At 65.9% G+C, this 16,022-nt stretch carries 17 protein-coding genes and 1 tRNA gene; 12 read left to right on the plus strand and 6 right to left on the minus strand.

Annotated elements, in window-relative coordinates; all coding sequences use genetic code 11:
- Positions 1-102: 102 nt before the first annotated feature.
- From cobS to C8D03_RS12005, 4 genes are all read left to right on the plus strand, one after another.
- The gene (gene cobS / locus C8D03_RS11990; RefSeq protein WP_108046462.1) at positions 103-1,089 is read left to right on the plus strand and encodes a cobaltochelatase subunit CobS; all 987 of its coding nucleotides are present in this window, start codon (positions 103-105) and stop codon (positions 1,087-1,089) included.
- A gap of 14 nt (positions 1,090-1,103) precedes the next feature.
- Positions 1,104-1,520 carry a GNAT family N-acetyltransferase gene (locus tag C8D03_RS11995; protein ID WP_108046463.1) on the plus strand — a complete coding sequence of 139 codons (417 nt, stop codon included), beginning with the start codon at positions 1,104-1,106 and terminating at the stop codon, positions 1,518-1,520.
- Positions 1,517-3,418 (plus strand): cobaltochelatase subunit CobT, encoded by a 1,902-nt coding sequence (gene cobT, locus C8D03_RS12000; RefSeq protein ID WP_108046464.1) that lies wholly within the window; start codon positions 1,517-1,519, stop codon positions 3,416-3,418. Before C8D03_RS11995 ends, cobT begins: the two co-directional genes overlap by 4 nt.
- Before the next feature lie 97 nt (positions 3,419-3,515).
- Entirely contained in the window at positions 3,516-4,517 is a 1,002-nt protein-coding gene (locus C8D03_RS12005) for an esterase-like activity of phytase family protein (RefSeq protein WP_108046465.1), read from the plus strand.
- Positions 4,518-4,706: 189 nt separating this feature from the next.
- Here the strand turns inward: C8D03_RS12005 and rpmB are convergent, their stop codons facing one another.
- Positions 4,707-4,994 (minus strand): 50S ribosomal protein L28, encoded by a 288-nt coding sequence (gene rpmB, locus C8D03_RS12010; RefSeq protein ID WP_108046466.1) that lies wholly within the window; start codon positions 4,992-4,994, stop codon positions 4,707-4,709.
- 279 nt (positions 4,995-5,273) lie between these two features.
- Between rpmB and C8D03_RS12015 the strand changes: the two genes are divergently transcribed.
- Positions 5,274-6,098 carry a DUF3108 domain-containing protein gene (locus C8D03_RS12015; RefSeq protein ID WP_181300915.1) on the plus strand — a complete coding sequence of 275 codons (825 nt, stop codon included), beginning with the start codon at positions 5,274-5,276 and terminating at the stop codon, positions 6,096-6,098.
- Between the two features lie 18 nt (positions 6,099-6,116).
- Here the strand turns inward: C8D03_RS12015 and C8D03_RS12020 are convergent, their stop codons facing one another.
- Entirely contained in the window at positions 6,117-6,461 is a 345-nt protein-coding gene (locus C8D03_RS12020) for a DMT family transporter (RefSeq protein WP_108046468.1), read from the minus strand.
- A complete protein-coding gene (locus tag C8D03_RS12025; RefSeq protein WP_108046469.1) occupies positions 6,458-7,642 on the minus strand; it encodes a pyridoxal phosphate-dependent aminotransferase in 1,185 nt (394 codons plus the stop codon). The genes C8D03_RS12020 and C8D03_RS12025 overlap by 4 nt, the downstream gene beginning before the upstream one ends.
- Before the next feature lie 292 nt (positions 7,643-7,934).
- Here C8D03_RS12025 and C8D03_RS12030 point away from each other — a divergent pair, with 292 nt between their 5' ends.
- The 6 genes from C8D03_RS12030 (at position 7,935) to denD (ending at position 13,635) form a co-directional block, all read left to right on the plus strand.
- A complete protein-coding gene (locus C8D03_RS12030; protein WP_108046470.1) occupies positions 7,935-9,803 on the plus strand; it encodes an IlvD/Edd family dehydratase in 1,869 nt (622 codons plus the stop codon).
- Positions 9,804-9,984: 181 nt separating this feature from the next.
- Positions 9,985-10,824 carry an isocitrate lyase/PEP mutase family protein gene (locus C8D03_RS12035; RefSeq protein WP_108046471.1) on the plus strand — a complete coding sequence of 280 codons (840 nt, stop codon included), beginning with the start codon at positions 9,985-9,987 and terminating at the stop codon, positions 10,822-10,824.
- A complete protein-coding gene (locus C8D03_RS12040) occupies positions 10,821-11,147 on the plus strand; it encodes a hypothetical protein (RefSeq protein ID WP_108046472.1) in 327 nt (108 codons plus the stop codon). The genes C8D03_RS12035 and C8D03_RS12040 overlap by 4 nt, the downstream gene beginning before the upstream one ends.
- Positions 11,144-11,842, plus strand: coding sequence for a GNAT family N-acetyltransferase (locus C8D03_RS12045; protein ID WP_108046473.1), 699 nt, complete (start codon positions 11,144-11,146; stop codon positions 11,840-11,842). Before C8D03_RS12040 ends, C8D03_RS12045 begins: the two co-directional genes overlap by 4 nt.
- 34 nt (positions 11,843-11,876) lie before the next feature.
- The gene (locus tag C8D03_RS12050; protein ID WP_108046474.1) at positions 11,877-12,623 is read left to right on the plus strand and encodes an SDR family oxidoreductase; all 747 of its coding nucleotides are present in this window, start codon (positions 11,877-11,879) and stop codon (positions 12,621-12,623) included.
- 28 nt (positions 12,624-12,651) lie between these two features.
- Positions 12,652-13,635, plus strand: a complete 984-nt coding sequence (gene denD, locus C8D03_RS12055; RefSeq protein WP_108046475.1) for a D-erythronate dehydrogenase — start codon at positions 12,652-12,654, stop codon at positions 13,633-13,635.
- Between the two features lie 76 nt (positions 13,636-13,711).
- Here the strand turns inward: denD and C8D03_RS12060 are convergent, their stop codons facing one another.
- The 3 genes from C8D03_RS12060 to rplU all read right to left on the minus strand — a co-directional run bounded on the left by C8D03_RS12060 (position 13,712) and on the right by rplU (position 15,575).
- The gene (locus C8D03_RS12060) at positions 13,712-14,365 is read right to left on the minus strand and encodes a GNAT family N-acetyltransferase (RefSeq protein ID WP_108046476.1); all 654 of its coding nucleotides are present in this window, start codon (positions 14,363-14,365) and stop codon (positions 13,712-13,714) included.
- A gap of 153 nt (positions 14,366-14,518) precedes the next feature.
- Positions 14,519-14,785, minus strand: a complete 267-nt coding sequence (rpmA, locus tag C8D03_RS12065; RefSeq protein WP_108046477.1) for a 50S ribosomal protein L27 — start codon at positions 14,783-14,785, stop codon at positions 14,519-14,521.
- Between the two features lie 100 nt (positions 14,786-14,885).
- Positions 14,886-15,575, minus strand: coding sequence for a 50S ribosomal protein L21 (rplU, locus tag C8D03_RS12070; RefSeq protein WP_108046478.1), 690 nt, complete (start codon positions 15,573-15,575; stop codon positions 14,886-14,888).
- Positions 15,576-15,913: 338 nt separating this feature from the next.
- Between rplU and C8D03_RS12075 the strand changes: the two genes are divergently transcribed.
- A tRNA-Ser gene (locus C8D03_RS12075) sits at positions 15,914-16,003 on the plus strand.
- Positions 16,004-16,022: the final 19 nt, after the last annotated feature.

Consider the following 16,022-nt stretch of genomic DNA (forward strand, 5'->3'; position numbering starts at 1 on the left):
CTGCCGGGCTTTCGCTCTAATTAGGGTGGTATTGCCTCCCTCCTCGGTCGGCGTTGGGACAGCCGGTGATTTGCCGGCCACGGTCCCACGCCCGGAGACTTGATGATGACAACGACGACTGCCGCCGGCCTGCCCGACATGAAGCTGTCGGTGCGCCAGACATTCGGGATCGATTCCGATCTGGAGGTGCCGGCCTATTCCACGACCGAGGCCCATGTGCCGGATCTCGACCCGGATTACCGCTTCGATCACGACACCACGATCGCGATCCTGGCCGGCTTCGCGCATAACCGCCGCGTCATGATCTCGGGCTATCACGGCACCGGCAAGTCGACCCATATCGAGCAGGTCGCGGCCCGCCTCAACTGGCCCTGCGTCCGCGTCAACCTGGACAGCCACGTCTCCCGCCTCGATCTCGTCGGCAAGGACGCGATCGTGCTGAAGGACGGCAAGCAGATCACCGAGTTCCAGGACGGCATCCTGCCCTGGGCGTTGCAGAACAACATCGCGCTCGTCTTCGACGAATACGATGCCGGCCGACCGGATGTGATGTTCGTGATCCAGCGCGTGCTCGAGCAGTCCGGCAAGCTGACGCTGCTCGACCAGAAGCGCGTCATCCGCCCGCACCCCGCCTTCCGTCTGTTCGCCACGGCCAACACGGTCGGCCTCGGCGATACCTCGGGCCTCTATCACGGCACGCAGCAGATCAATCAGGGCCAGATGGACCGCTGGTCGATCGTGACCACGCTGAACTACCTGCCGCATGACAACGAGGTCGAGATCGTGCTGGCGAAGTCGAAGCACTTCCAGGGCACGCCTGAAGGCCGCAGCGTGATCGACAAGATGGTGCGTGTCGCCGATCTGACCCGCAACGCCTTCATGAACGGCGATCTCTCCACCGTGATGAGCCCGCGCACGGTCATCACCTGGGCCGAGAATGCCGCGATCTTCGGCGATATCGGCTTCTCCTTCCGAGTGACGTTCCTGAACAAGTGCGACGAGATGGAGCGCACGCTGGTGGCCGAGTTCTTCCAGCGTTCCTTCGGCAAGGAACTGCCGGAGAGCGCAGCGAACGTGGTGCTGAGCTAACGGGCATCCCTGCCATGGCCACCCTCCAGCGCGAGACCGACGTCGCCGCGACACGGGAGGCCGTGCTGAGCGGCCTCAGCGCCCACAATGCGGCGGTGGCCGGAGCACGCAACAGCGTGCCGCTCGCGCTCAGCCTGCGCGATGAGGCCGGCACGATTGTCGGCGGGCTGATAGGGGAGCTGAAATGGGAATGGCTCCACATCGATCTGCTCTGGATCGACGAGGCCCATCGCGGCGAGGGCCATGGCGAGGCCCTGGTCGCGCTGGCTGAGAGCGCGGCGCGGGACCATGGTGCGCGCGGCGTCTATCTGAGTACGATGAGCCTTCAGGCGCCCGGATTCTATCCGAAGCGGGGTTATCGCCAGTACGGCGTGATGGAGGGCTATCCCGTGGCCGGCCATCGGATCCACCATTTCGCGAAGGCGCTATGACTCTTTCAAACCGCAAGCCCGGGACGACCAAGGAAGCGCCGGCGGAGCCGCTGAAGCGCGCCATCTCCTCGGCGATGAAGGCGATCGCGCGCAAGCCCGAGATGGAGATCGTCTTCGCGGCCGATAAGCCCTCGCTGGTCGGCGAGCGGGCCCGGCTGCCGGAGCCGCCGCGCAAGCTGACGCTGGAAGATGTCGCGGTGCTGCGCGGCCACGCCGATTCGATGGCGCTCAGGCTCGCCTGCCATGATGCGAGCGTGCATCGCCGCGCCGCGCCGGAGGGCGATGCGGCGCGCGCGGTGTTCGACGCCGTCGAGCAGGCCCGCGTCGAAAGCGTCGGGGCGCGGCGGATGACCGGCATGGCCGGCAACATCACGGCGATGCTGGAGGACCGCTATCATCGCGGCGGGCGCTACGAGGAGATCACCGACCGCGCCGATGCTCCGCTGGAGGATGCGCTGGCGCTGATGGTGCGCGAGCGGCTGACCGGGCTGAAGCCACCCAAGGCAGCGGAAAAGCTGGTCGATCTCTGGCGCGAGCAGATCGAGGCCAAGGCCGGCGCGGATCTCGACCGGCTGGCGAAGGCGGTCGAGGACCAGCGCGCCTTCGCCCGCACGGTGCGCGACATGCTGGCCTCGCTCGACATGGCCGAGCAGACCTCGCAGGGCGACGAATCGGATGAGGACGAGGACAATCAGGACCAGTCCTCCGACGAACAGCAGCAACAGGACGGCGAGGCCGAACAGGAAAGCGCCGGCGAGCGCTCCGAGGTCGAAGTCTCCGACGATGCCACCGAGGAATTGCAGGAGGGGGCGAGCGAAGCCTCCGACGCGCCCTCGGGCGATTGGGACGACGAGGACGAGAACTCAGAGGCCGAGGAAGCCGGCGAGGCCCCGCGTCCGCGCGAGGGCAAGGCGAACGACCGGCCGCAGACGGACTACAAGCCCTATACGGTCAAGTTCGACGAGACGATCACGGCCGAGGAATTGTGCGACGCCGAGGAGCTGACACGGCTTCGCGCCTATCTCGACAAGCAGCTCGCGCATCTCCAGGGTGTCGTGGCGCGGTTGGCGAACCGCTTGCAGCGGCGCCTGATGGCGCAGCAGAACCGCTCCTGGCAGTTCGACCTGGAGGAGGGCGCGCTCGACCCGGCCCGCCTGCCGCGCATCATCATCGACCCCTACCAGCCGCTTTCCTTCCGGCAGGAATCGGACGTCAATTTCCGCGATACGGTGGTGACGTTGTTGATCGACAATTCCGGCTCGATGCGCGGGCGGCCGATCACGGTCGCCGCCACCTGCGCCGACATCCTGGCGCGGACGCTCGAGCGCTGCGGCGTCAAGGTCGAGCTTCTCGGCTTCACCACGCGGGCCTGGAAGGGCGGGCTGTCGCGCGAGGCCTGGCTGCAATCGGGCAAGCCTGCCAATCCCGGCCGCCTCAACGACCTGCGCCATATCATCTACAAGGCGGCGGACGCACCCTGGCGGCGGGCCCGCAAGAATCTCGGGCTGATGATGCGCGAGGGGCTGCTCAAGGAGAACATCGACGGCGAGGCGCTGGACTGGGCCCACAAGCGCATCCTGGCGCGGCCCGAGCAGCGCAAGATCCTGATGGTGATCTCGGACGGCGCGCCGGTCGATGATTCGACGCTGTCGGTCAATGCCGGCAACTATCTCGAACGGCATCTGCGCCACATCATCGCCGAGATCGAGACGCGCTCGCCGGTCGAGCTGATCGCGATCGGCATCGGCCATGACGTCACCCGTTATTATCGCCGTGCCGTCACCATCGTCGATGCCGAGGAACTCGGTGGCGTGATGACCGAAAAGCTCGCCGAGCTGTTCGAGGACGATGCGGGTCTGAACGCCAGGTCGCCGAACGGATCGCGGCGTCTGCAGTGAGGCCTGCGCTCGCCGAGGGGCGCGCGCGCCATCGCTGCCCTTCCCTGTGCAGGAAAGGGGTTCCCCGCATTTTTCATGGATGTGAAGGCACCAATTCATGCGCCTGACCCGCCGTGCCGCGCTTGGCGGGCTGGGCGTTGTCGCTGCCGGCCCCGTCCTAGCTCAGGCCCCTCAGCCGGCCCGGATGCCCGTTGCCGTATCGACCCGGCCGGTCGCCGCCTTCGAACCGCGCAGCCCTGACAAGACGCGCTTCGGCAAGCTCACTTTCCGGGGCGGGCTCGTGCTCAGCGGCAGCCATTCGCGATTCGGCGGCTTTTCCGGCCTCTGGCGCGGTGCGAATGGCGACGATCTGGTCGCGGTCACCGATAACGGTTTCTGGCTGACGGCGAAGGTCGTGTCCCGCGCCGGGCGACTGGCTGGCCTCGACCACGCGGAGCTTTCGCCGATCCTCGGCGCGTCCGGCAAGCCGCTGCACCGCTCGCGCTATTACGATACCGAGAGCCTCTGCATCGCCGACGGCGTCGCCTATCTCGGCGTCGAGCGAACGCATGACGTGCTGCGCTTCGACTGGGCCGGGGAAGGCGTCATGGCGCGGGCGCGGATCGTGCCGGTGCCGCGCGAGATCAAGCGACTGCCGGATAATCGCGGGCTGGAGGCGATCGGCGTCGTGCCGCATGGCCAGGCGCTGGCCGGCTCGATCGTGGCGATCGCCGAACGCTCCGGCGCGGATGATCAGCCGACGCTGGGTGTCATCCTGGGCGGCCGGCAGCCCGGCTTGTTCAGCGTGGCGCGGCATGACGGCTACGACATCACCGACCTCGCCTTCCTGCCCGATGGCGACCTCCTGCTGCTGGAGCGCTGGTATCGCCCGCTGCGCGGCGTCGGCATGCGCATCCGCCGCGTACAGGGCGCAAGCGTGAGGCCCGGCGCCTTGCTGGACGGGCCCTATCTGATCGAGGCCGATCTCGGCCAGGAGATCGATAACATGGAGGGGCTGGCCGTCCATCTGGAGCAGGGCCGGACGGTTCTGACCCTGATCTCGGACGACAATTTCTCGTTCCTGCAGCGGACGGTGCTGCTGGAATTCGAATTGGTGTGAGCGTTCGTCATTTGCGACGTCATGCCCAGGCTTGTCCCGAGCACCCGCGTCCTGAGCACTAACGTCGACCTGCGCAGACGTCGATGGTTGCCACAAGGGTGACCATGACGGGAAAGGCCTCCTGGAAACGCCCAAACGAAAAAAACGGCCGCGAGGCCGCTTCGTTCAATCGTGAAGCGCTAACCCCACTCAGGCGGTGGCGAGCTTCTTCTCGATGTCGCGCTTCAGCGTCAGGGCGCCCGTCGAGAGATCGCCGGCCGGAGCCTTGACCAGGAAGGCGTCGAGACCGCCGCGATGATCGACCGTGCGCAGCGCGTTGGCCGAGATACGCAGGCGCACGGAGCGACCGAGTGCATCCGACTGCAGCGTGACGTTCACGAGGTTGGGCCGGAAGACGGTCTTCGTCTTGCGGTTCGAGTGGCTGACGAGGTGGCCGGTCAGCGTGGCTTTCCCGGTCAGTTCGCAACGGCGCGCCATGGTGTCGTTCCCTAAATCCAACCGGCTGGCTCAAACAAAAATGCCGACACGCGACGTGCCGGACATGAGCACCGGAAGTCAAATTGAAGTCGCGGTTGCATAGCCAAGCCCGGCAGGCGCGTCAAGGAAAACTCATCCGGACGCCGCCAGTATCGCTCCCGTGATGCCGGACGGGCAAGGGCGCTTGCTTTGCCGCTCGCCAAACCGGGCGAAAGAGGTCACGATTCGGACCGATTCGCAGTGCATGTCTCGATGATCGCCCGACTTTGGAGGAAGTGGATGAAGCCCGCCATCGCATCGTCCCTGGCCGGGTGTGTTCTCGCCATCGTCGCGTGCTGCGCGAGTCTGCCGGCCGCTGCCGCATCGCTTGATGCGCGCTACGAGGTTTCCCTGCTCGGTCTGACGCTCGGGACCGCCAGCCTCAGCGGCGGAATCGACGGATCGAGCTACAAGCTCGACATCGCCGCGAAGCTGACCGGGCTGATCGGCGGCTTCACCGGCGGGCGCGGTTCGGGTGCCGCGAGCGGGAGCGTCAACGGCGCCAAGCTGTCGCCGACGAGTTTCGCCGTCAGCTCCGCCAGCTCCAGCGAGAGCCGCACGGTGCGCATGGCGCTCGACAGCAACAGCGTGGCGGCGGTCGAGATCGAGCCGCCGATCGAGGCCAAGCCCGACCGCGTGCCGCTGACGGACGGCCACCGGCGCAACATCGTCGACCCGCTCAGCGCCTTCCTGATGCCCGTCAACGGCAAGGGACTGACGAGCGCCTGCAACCGCACGCTTCAGATCTTCGACGGCGCGGCGCGCTACGACATCAAGCTCAGCCATGCCGGCACGCGCGAGGTGAAACTCGACGGCTATAGCGGGCCGGTCGCGGTCTGCCAGGTGCGCTATGTGCCGATCGCGGGCCACCGCGCGCTGCGGCCGAGCACCAAGTTCATGGTCGAGAACAAGGACATCAGCACCTGGCTCGCGCCGGTGGCGGGCACCAATCTGATGGTCCCCGTGCGCGTCTCGGTGAAGACGATGATCGGAACGGCCGTGCTCGAAGCGTCGAGCTTCAAGGTCGATCCTGGCGTGACCGCGAGCACCGCCCGGCGGGACTGATCTGGCGTAACGGGCGCCTCAGTGCGCGCTCGAACGCGAGAACAGGTTGATCACGAGCACGCCGGCCACGATCAGCCCGATGCCGGCCAGGGCCGGCGCATCGAGCTTCTGCCCGAACATCACCCGGGCGATCACGCTGATCATGACGATGCCGACGCCTGACCAGATCGCATAGGCGATGCCGACGGGGATTGTCCGCAATGTCAGCGTCAGGAAGTAGAAGGCGCTGAGAAAGGCCGTCAGCATGATCAGCGTCGGCACGAGCCGCGTGAACTCGTTCGAGGCCTTCAGCGCCGACGTGCCGATGACCTCGCTGACGATCGCCGCCGCCAGATAGAGATAGCTCGCGCCGCCGGAATTCATGCCGCTTTCGCACTCGCCAGAAACGTGCCCATGCGTTCCAGCGCGCGCTCGATGTTCGGCAGCGAATTGGCATAGGACAGGCGGATATAGCCCTCGCCATGGACGCCGAAATCCGGCCCGCCGATGGTGGCGACGCCGGCATCCTCCAGCAGGGCCGAAGCCAGCTTCTTGGCCTTCCAGCCCGTCTGCGAGACGTTCGGGAAGGCGTAGAACGCACCCTTCGGTACGATGCAGGAGATGCCGGGCAGGGCGTTCAGCCCCTTGACCACGGCCTTCCGGCGCCGGTCGAACTCGGCCAGCATTGTCCCGACGGCATCCTGCGGGCCGGTCAGTGCGGCGAGCCCCGCCCATTGCGCCGGGGCGTTGACGCAGGAATGCGAATTGACCGCGAGCTTGCGGGCATTGTCGTAGAGCGGCTTCGGCCAGACCGAATAACCCATGCGCCAGCCGGTCATGGCATAGGTCTTCGACCAGCCGTTGAGCAGGATCAGCCGGTCGCGAATCTCCGGATAGGACAGCAGGCAGACATGCTGCTCGCCGTCGTAGAGCATCTGGTCGTAGATCTCGTCGGACATGATCGCGACGTCGGGGAAGCGGGCGAGGCCGGCGACGAGTTTGTCGACCTCAGCCTTGGGGGTGACGCCGCCGGTCGGGTTAGCAGGGGAATTGATGATCAGCAGCCGCGTCTTCGGCGTGATCAGGGCGAGCGTCTCCTCGGCCGAGAAGGCGAAGCCGTTCTCCTCGCGGATCGGCACCGGAATCGGCGTCGCGCCGGTGTATTCGATCATCGAGCGATAGATCGGGAAGCCGGGATCGGGATAGAGGATCTCGGCACCGGGCTCGCCGAACATCAGGATCGCCATGAACATGGTGACCTTGCCGCCCGGCACGATCATCACGCTTTCGGGCGAGACCTCGACGTTGAAGCGCTTGTGCAGATCGGCCGAGACCGCCTCGCGCAAGGGGAGGATGCCGTTCGCCGGGGTATAGCCATGGTGGCCGTCGCGCAGCGCCTTCACCGCCGCCTCGACGATGTGGTCGGGCGTCGGGAAATCCGGCTGGCCGATGCCGAGATTGATGATGTCCTTGCCCTGGCGCTGCAGTTCGGTGGCGCGCGCCAGCACGGCGAAGGCGTTTTCCTCGCCGATGCGGGCGAAAGACGGGACGACATGGAGCGTCATGGCGGCGTTTCCTTGGGCGTGGTCGTTTCGGGCGAGGCCCGCTTCTGTCGGGCTCTTGCCCTGTCTTGGCTCCAAAATGCGCCACCACGCAAGCCCGCCTGACGCAGCCGTCGATGCGGCACGTAAGGGGCGGCTTGGGTAAATAGTATGACTATCTCGCGTTTGCAGGCTTGCCCCGGCAAGACCGATCGGCATGATGGCGTGATTACAATCGTTTGAAGATAGACCGCGTTTGAAGAGAGATCCGGCAAGCGGCCGTCAGCGCCGCGTCCGCGCGAGAGGAAGAACGAGGATGGCCAAGGCCCCCACCGGCAAGACCCCTGCCAACAAGACCTCCACCAGCACGTCAGCGTCAGGCAAGAAAGCCGTTCGCAGGATCAAGCCCGAGCAGTTGCGCTCGAAGGCCTGGTTCGACAATCCGGCCAATGCCGACATGACGGCGCTCTATATCGAGCGCACGATGAATTTCGGCCTGTCGCGAGACGAGTTGCAGTCCGGCCGCCCGATCATCGGCATCGCCCAGACCGGCTCCGACATCGCGCCCTGCAACCGCCACCATATCGAGCTTGCCCATCGCGTCCGCGACGGCATTCGCGAGCGCGGCGGCGTGCCCTTCGAGTTTCCGATCCATCCGATCCAGGAAACCTGCAAGCGGCCGACCGCAAGCCTCGACCGCAACCTGCAATATCTCTCGCTCGTCGAGATCCTCTACGGCTATCCGCTCGACGGCGTGGTGCTGACCACGGGCTGCGACAAGACCACGCCGGCGCAGTTGATGGCGGCGGCGACCGTCGACATCCCGGCGATTGCGTTGCCGGGCGGCCCGATGCTGAACGGCAATTTCCGCGGCGAGCGCACCGGCTCGGGCACGATCGTCTGGAAGGCGCGCCAGATGATGGCGGCCGGCGAGATCGACTATAAGGGCTTCGTCGATCTGGTCGCTTCGTCGGCGCCTTCGGCGGGGCACTGCAACACCATGGGCACGGCGACGACGATGAACTCGATCGCCGAGGCGCTGGGCATGACGCTGCCGGGCGCGGCCGCGATTCCGGCGCCCTATCGCGACCGCTACGAGATGGCTTATCTCACCGGCCTGCGCATCGTCGACATGGTCTGGGAGAACCTGATCCCGTCCAAGATCATGACGCGCGAAGCCTTCGAGAACGCGATCGTGGTGAATTCCGCCATCGGCGGCTCGACCAACGCCCCGATCTCTGTCAACGCCATCGCCAAGCATATCGGCGTTCCCCTCGACAACGAGGACTGGACGGCGGTCGGCTACGACATCCCGCTGCTGGTCAACCTGCAGCCGGCGGGTGAATATCTCGGCGAGGACTATTATCGCGCCGGCGGCGTCCCTGCGGTGGTCGCGGAACTCGTCGCCAAGGGCAAGATCAAGCCCGCGATCACCGCCAATGGCAGGACGCTGGCCGAGAACTGCGAGGGCTTCTTCGCGGAGGACCGCAAGGTCATCAAGGCCTATGACGAGCCGATGAAGGCGCAATCGGGCTTCCTCAACCTGCGCGGCAACCTGTTCGATTCCGCGATCATGAAGACCAGCGTGATCACGCCGGAATTCCGCAAGCGCTATCTCGAAAACCCGAAGGACCCGAACGCCTTCGAGGGCAAGGCGATCGTCTTCGACGGCCCGGAGGATTATCACCACCGGATCGACGATCCTTCGCTGAAGATCGACGAGCACTCGGTCCTGTTCATCCGCGGCGTCGGCCCGGTCGGGTATCCCGGCGCAGCCGAAGTCGTGAACATGCGGCCGCCGGATTACCTGATCAAGAAGGGCGTCACCGCGCTCGCCTGCATCGGCGACGGTCGGCAATCGGGCACCTCGGGCTCGCCCTCGATCCTGAACGCCTCGCCGGAAGCGGCGACTGGCGGTGGCCTCGCGCTGCTCAAGACCGGCGACAGGGTTCGCATCGACCTGAACAAGCGCTCGGCCGACATTCTGATCTCCGAGACGGAGCTGGAGGAGCGGCGTGCCGCGCTGAAGGCGGCGGGCGGCTACAAATACCCGAAGAGCCAGACGCCGTGGCAGGAGATCCAGCGCAAGATCGTCGGCGAACTCTCCGAGGGCATGGTGCTGAAGCCGGCGGTCAAGTATCAGAAAATCCACAAGAAGTTCGGCATCCCGCGCGACAACCACTGAGGGCTTCCATCGCCCTTTCCGTCATGCTCGCCGTTGTGGCGAGCATGACGGGTTGCAGGCTTTGCCTTTCCATCCGTGCATCGGAGCCGATCCTGCCGCGCGCCTCTCCGGGGCTGACAAATCGGAGCGGGGCGGACACTATGGCGCCCCGCCGAAACCGGCTCATCCGAAACGATTTACAATGGCCTATTCCCCTCAGGTCGAAGCCTTCCGAACGCTGCACGAGGCTGGCTGCTTCGTGATGCCGAATCCGTGGGATGTCGGCTCGGCCCGCTGGTTGCGCGGGCAGGGCTTCAAGGCGCTGGCCTCGACCAGTGCGGGCTTTGCCTTCACGCAAGGCCGTGCCGATCAGGACGTGCCGCGCGACATGATGCTGGCGCACCTTGCCGAACTGGTGGAGGCGGTGCCCGATCTGCCGATCAACGCCGATTTCGAGAACGGCTATGCCGATACGTCCGACGGCGTCGCCGCCAATGTGAAGCTCTGCATCGCAACGGGCGTCGCCGGCCTCTCGATCGAGGATGCGACGGGTCGTGCCGACGAGCCGCTCTATCCGTTCGACCTCGCGGTGGCGCGGGTGCGGGCCGCACGCAAGGCGATCGACGAAACCGGCTCTGGCGTCGTTCTGACTGCCCGCGCCGAGTGCTTCCTCACCAACCATCCCGATGCGCTGAACGAGTCGGCACGGCGCATCGAAGCCTATGCCGAGGCCGGCGCCGACGTGCTCTACGCTCCCGGTCCGAAGACGCCGGAGCAGATCGCGAGGATCGTCGCAGCGGCCGGAGCCAAGCCCGTCAACGCGCTGGTCTATGGCGATTTCGGCCTGACGGTCACCGATATCGCAGCGCTCGGCGTGCGCCGCATCTCGATCGGCGGGGCGCTGGCGCGGGCGGCCTGGGCCGCCTTCATCGAGGCAACGCGGCTGATCAGCGAGAAGGGCAGCTTTGCGGGCTTTGCCGGCAACGGCCCCTCGGCGCCGCTGAATCCGTTCTTCACTGAAGACCTGAAGGGGCGCTCGTGAGCGGGACCCTTCTGATCGCGCCGGCCTGGCTCGGCCTGAGCGGGCTCTGGACGCTCGACGCCAAGGGCAGGAAGAAGACCGTCGATGCCGAGGATCTCGGCCTGTCCGAGGATCTGGCCGACCGGCTCGAAGCCTGGATGGACGTGTTCGACGCGATCTATGAAGAGGACAGCGAGGCGCGCTCGCGCTTTCCCAGCGAGGCGGAACAGCGCGCCTGGGAGGCTGAAGGAACGTCGATCGCCCGGGCGGTCGCGGCAGAACTCGGCCCGGACTGGACGGTATCGACCGATCTGGCGGGCTGGCAGGAGATGACCAAGCCATGACGATCCGGACGGCCACGGCCGCCAATCCCCTGCTCGCAGGCTGGACCGCGCCGCCCTTTCCGCCCGCCAAGGTGCTGGAAGGGCGCTATTGCCGGCTCGAGCCGATCGACCCTGCGCGGCATCTCGACGGCATTTGGGCGGTCAACGCCGGCAACGACCATATCTGGCAATGGATGCCGGCCGACCCGCCGCAGACGCGCGAAGCCTATCGCGAATTGCTGGCGATGATGGTGGCCAAGTCCGGCATCGTGCCTTTCGCGATCATCGACAAGGCCGACGGCAGGCCCAAGGGCCATCTCTGGCTGATGGAGATAAGGCCCGAGCAGGGCGTCTTCGAGGTCGGCTACATTACCTATTCGCCGGAGCTGCAGCGGACGCGCGTCGCCACCGAGGCGATTCATCTCTGCGGCGCCTATGGCTTCTCGCTCGGCTATCGCCGCTTCGAGTGGAAGTGCAACAATCTCAACGAGCCGTCCAAGCGCGCGGCGCTGCGCTTCGGCTTCCAGTACGAGGGGCTGTTTCGCCAGCACATGGTGGTCAAGGGCCGCAACCGCGACACGGCGTGGTTCTCGATCCTCGACAGCGAATGGCCGGCCGTGAACGCAGCCTTCGAAGCCTGGCTCGATCCGGCCAATTTCGATTCCGAGGGGCATCAAAGGGCGCGCCTCGAAAGCTTCAGGGTCAAAGCGGCCTGATACCGAATTCAGAAACGCAGAGCGAGGGCACGGCATGGCAGGACGTTTGAAGGGCAAGGTCGCGGTCGTCACCGCCGCCGGGCAGGGCATCGGGCGCGCGATCGCGGAAGCCTTCGTCGCGGAGGGCGCGACGGTCTGGGCGACCGACAAGGATGTCGCCCTGCTGGAGGGCATTCCGAAGGCGAAGAAGCGCAAGCTCGACGTTTTGTCGAGCAAGGCGGTCGACGCCTTCGCGGCGAAGGTCGGGACGATCGACATTCTCGTCAACGCCGCCGGATATGTGCATCACGGCACCGCGCTCGACACCGACGACAGGGCCTGGGACTTCTCCTTCGACCTCAACGTCACGTCGATGCATCGCACGATCAAGGCGTTCCTGCCCGGCATGCTGGCGAAGGGCGCGGGCTCGATCGTCAATATCGCCTCGGGCGCCGGCTCTGTGCGCGGCATCCCGAACCGCTATGCCTATGGCACCACCAAGGCTGCCGTCATCGGCCTGACCAAGGCGGTCGCCGCCGACTTCATCAAGAAGGGCATCCGCGCCAACGCGATCTGCCCGGGCACGATCCAGTCGCCCTCGCTCGACCAGCGCATCAAGGATCTGGCCGCGGCGACCAACACGACCGAAGCGGCCGCGCGGCAGGCCTTCATCGACCGCCAGCCGATGGGCCGGCTCGGTACGGCCGAGGAGATCGCCTGGCTTGCTGTCTATCTCGGGTCCGACGAGGCGAGCTACACCACCGGCCAGATCCATCTCGCCGATGGCGGCTTCGCTCTCTGAGCGCACAAAAAAGCAGGGAGGAAGCCCAATGCATATTCTCGTTCTCGGCGGCGCCGGCATGGCCGGCCGCAAATTCATCGAGCGGCTGGCCCACGATGGCCGTCTCGGCAACAAGACCATCGCCAAGATCACGGCGCAGGACGTGGTCGCCGCCCAGGCGCCGGCCGGTGTGCCCTTCGCTTTCGAGGCGGTGGTCTCCGATCTCTCGGTCGAAGGCCAGGCCGAGGCGCTGATCGCCTCGCGTCCGGAGCTGATCGTCCATCTCGCAGCGATCGTCTCCGGCGAGGCCGAGGCCGATTTCGAGAAGGGCTACCGGATCAATCTCGATGGCACGCGCTACCTGTTCGAGGCGATCCGCAAGGCCGGCGACGGCTACAAGCCGCGCCTCGTCTTCACCTCCTCGATCGCGGTCTTCGGTGCGCCGTTCCACGACAAGATCGAGGACGAGTTCTTCACGACGCCGCTGACCAGCTACGGCACGCAGAAGGCGATCAGCGAATTGCTGCTCTCCGATTATACGCGCCGCGGCTTCTTCGACGGCATCAGCATCCGCTTCCCGACGATCTGCGTGCGGCCGGGCGCGCCGAACAAGGCGGCGTCGGGCTTCTTCTCCAACATCATCCGCGAACCGCTGAACGGGATCGAGGCGGTGTTGCCGGTGTCCGACCAGGTGCGCCACTGGCATGCCTCGCCGCGCTCGGCGGTGAATTTCCTGATCCATGCTGCGACGATGGATACGGGCGCGATCGGCGTGCGCCGGGCGCTGACGATGCCGGGCTATTCCTGCACCGTCGCCGAGCAGATCGAGGCGCTGCGCAAGGTTGCGGGCGAGGGCGTTGTCGCCCGGATCAAGCGCGTGCCCGATCCGGTGATCGACGGCATTGTCGCCGGCTGGCCGCGCGATTTCAATCCGCAGCGTGCGCTCTCGCTCGGGTTCAAGTCGGAAGCGAGCTTCGAGGAGATCATCCGTGTCCATATCGAGGATGAACTCGGCGGCAATTTCGTGAAGTAACGGCTTTCGCTTACTGCCAAGCCGTCATGGTCGGGCTTGCCCCGACCATGACGGCTTGCGCTTCATGCCAAAGATCTCACGCCGGGCAGGGCTCGCCCGGCGTATCGACGAGATCGACGGCATCGATCTCCGGGGCATGGGTCCAGCCGCTGGCGCCCCAGCTCTTCAGGGCCGCCCAGGTCGAGCGGTCGAGCCTGAACTGCTCGCAAGGGAAAAGCCCCCCGCGTGCCGGGAGCGACTTGAGGAACGAGCCCTCCTGGCGGAAGCCGGACTTCTCCAGCACCCGCCGCGAAGCCGGATTGATGACCCGCGTATCGGCCTCAATCGCCGGCATCTCGACCAGCGAGAACAGCGTGTCGATCAGCGCCTGCACGGCTTCCGTCGCGTAGCCCTTGTTCCAGTGCTGGGTGCCGAGCCAGTAGCCGATGAAGGGCACGCCGGTCGCCTGCCTGTGCGCGCCGATCATGCCGATCAGCTCGTTCGGCTTCGAACGCGGCGTGACCGCCAGCACGAGATGGTCGCCCAGCGCATTGCCCTTGCGCATGGCGAAAATGAAGGGCTCGACCGCATCGACCGGATAGGGATGCGGAATCGAGGCCGTCATCTCGGCCACGGCTTTCTCCCCGGCCTGACGCAGGATGGCGGACGCATCCGCCATGCGGGGCCAGCGCAGCCAGAGACGGCGGGTCTCGAGCCGGAAGACATCGTCGCGGGTCAGTTCGGGGAACATCTGAGTCTCTCCGTCGGCGCAAACGAAAAAAGGGAGCTGGGATTTTGTCCCATCTCCCTTTCGCTGACCTTGGGTGACCCTGTGGAGGGCTGGACCCCTGATCCGTTCCGGTTCGATGGAACCGGCGGATCGAGGAAATTCCCTGTCCGCCGTTTACTCTGCGGCCTGTTGGGCCGGGAATACGTTCACGAAAGCTCGGCCGAGTTTCGTCGTGAATCGGACGCGGCCGGCCGTCGTCGCAAAGAGGGTATGGTCTTTGCCCATGCCGACATTGGCGCCCGGATGCCACGTGGTGCCACGCTGCCGAATGATGATGTTGCCCGGAATCACGGCCTGGTCGCCGAACTTCTTGACGCCGAGGCGCCTGCCCGCGGAGTCACGACCGTTGCGGGATGAACCGCCTGCCTTTTTATGAGCCATAACGCCCTACCTCAAAACTGATGTGTGTTCTCTAACCCGAATCGGCGGCGAAAGCCAGCCGGTCCGGGCGTGAAAGACGAAGTCGGACTGACGGGGTGCGTCAGTAGTCCTCGCCGGAAGCCAGCTCGGCCTGATCGGCCTTGGCCCGCGGGGGCTTGCCGGCCAGCAATTCCTTGGCCTGCTCGACCCATTCCTCGCGGGTGGCGCGGCCGCGGAGCTTGAGCTCCTCGTCCCACTTGGCGACATCGGCCTCGCTCCAGGACGCGATGTCGTTCCAGGAGGTGATGCCGGCGGCGCGCAGCTTCTTCTCGATGGTCGGGCCGACGCCCGAGATCAGCGAGAGGTTCGACGCGTCGAGCGCCTCGGAGGTCGCAGCGGCCTTGGTGGCCTTCGGAGCGGCCTTGCCCTTGGTCTCGGACGAGCCGGCCTTCAGCGCGACGGCAGAGGCTTCACCCTTCTTCATCTCCGGCTTCTTGCCGCCGGTGAGGATGTCGGTGATGCGAATGACGGTCAGCTCGGCGCGGAAGCCACGCTTGCGCTTCGAATTCTGGCGGCGACGCTTCTTGAAGGCGATGACCTTCTCGCCACGAGCCTGCTCGACGATCTCGGCGGCAACCGTGATGGCGGCGAGGTCCTTGGCGGCGAGCGTGGTCTTCTCGCCCTCGGTCAGGAGCAGCACATTATCGAAAGCGATGGTGTCGCCCGGATTGCCTTCGATCTTGGCAACCGTAATGCGGTCGTTGGCGGCGACGCGGAACTGCTTTCCGCCGGTCTTGATGACTGCGAACATTTTATCCTCCATGTTCGGCCCTGCCCTGTCATCGCCTCCGGGGAGGCATATGCGGGACAGCTTTTTGGCAGTCGTTACGGGTGGGGTTCGCTCTTGCCGGCCCAGGCGCGCGAACTCGCGAAACCATGCGGCCAAAAGAGATCAGGCGCGGGTTTCCCCACGCCGGATGAGGCTCGATAGTCGCATGACCCCCGCAGGTCAAGGAAAAGCGTGCGCGCCCTGCCCGAAATATGACGGCGCCGGGAAATATGATGGCGCCAGGACTTGTTTCGACCGGAGGCTTGTTTTGGCCGGGCGCCGCGTGTAGTAACCAGCCCGCTTCGACCGAAGGCGACCGCGGACAGGTGGCAGAGTGGTTGAATGCACCGCACTCGAAATGCGGCATACCCGCAAGGGTATCGGGGGTTCAAATCCCTCCCTGTCCGCCACTTCCTTCCCGCAAGTATT

The organism is Bosea sp. 124 (assembly GCF_003046175.1).
In the GTDB taxonomy this organism is placed as follows: Bacteria; Pseudomonadota; Alphaproteobacteria; order Rhizobiales; family Beijerinckiaceae; genus Allobosea.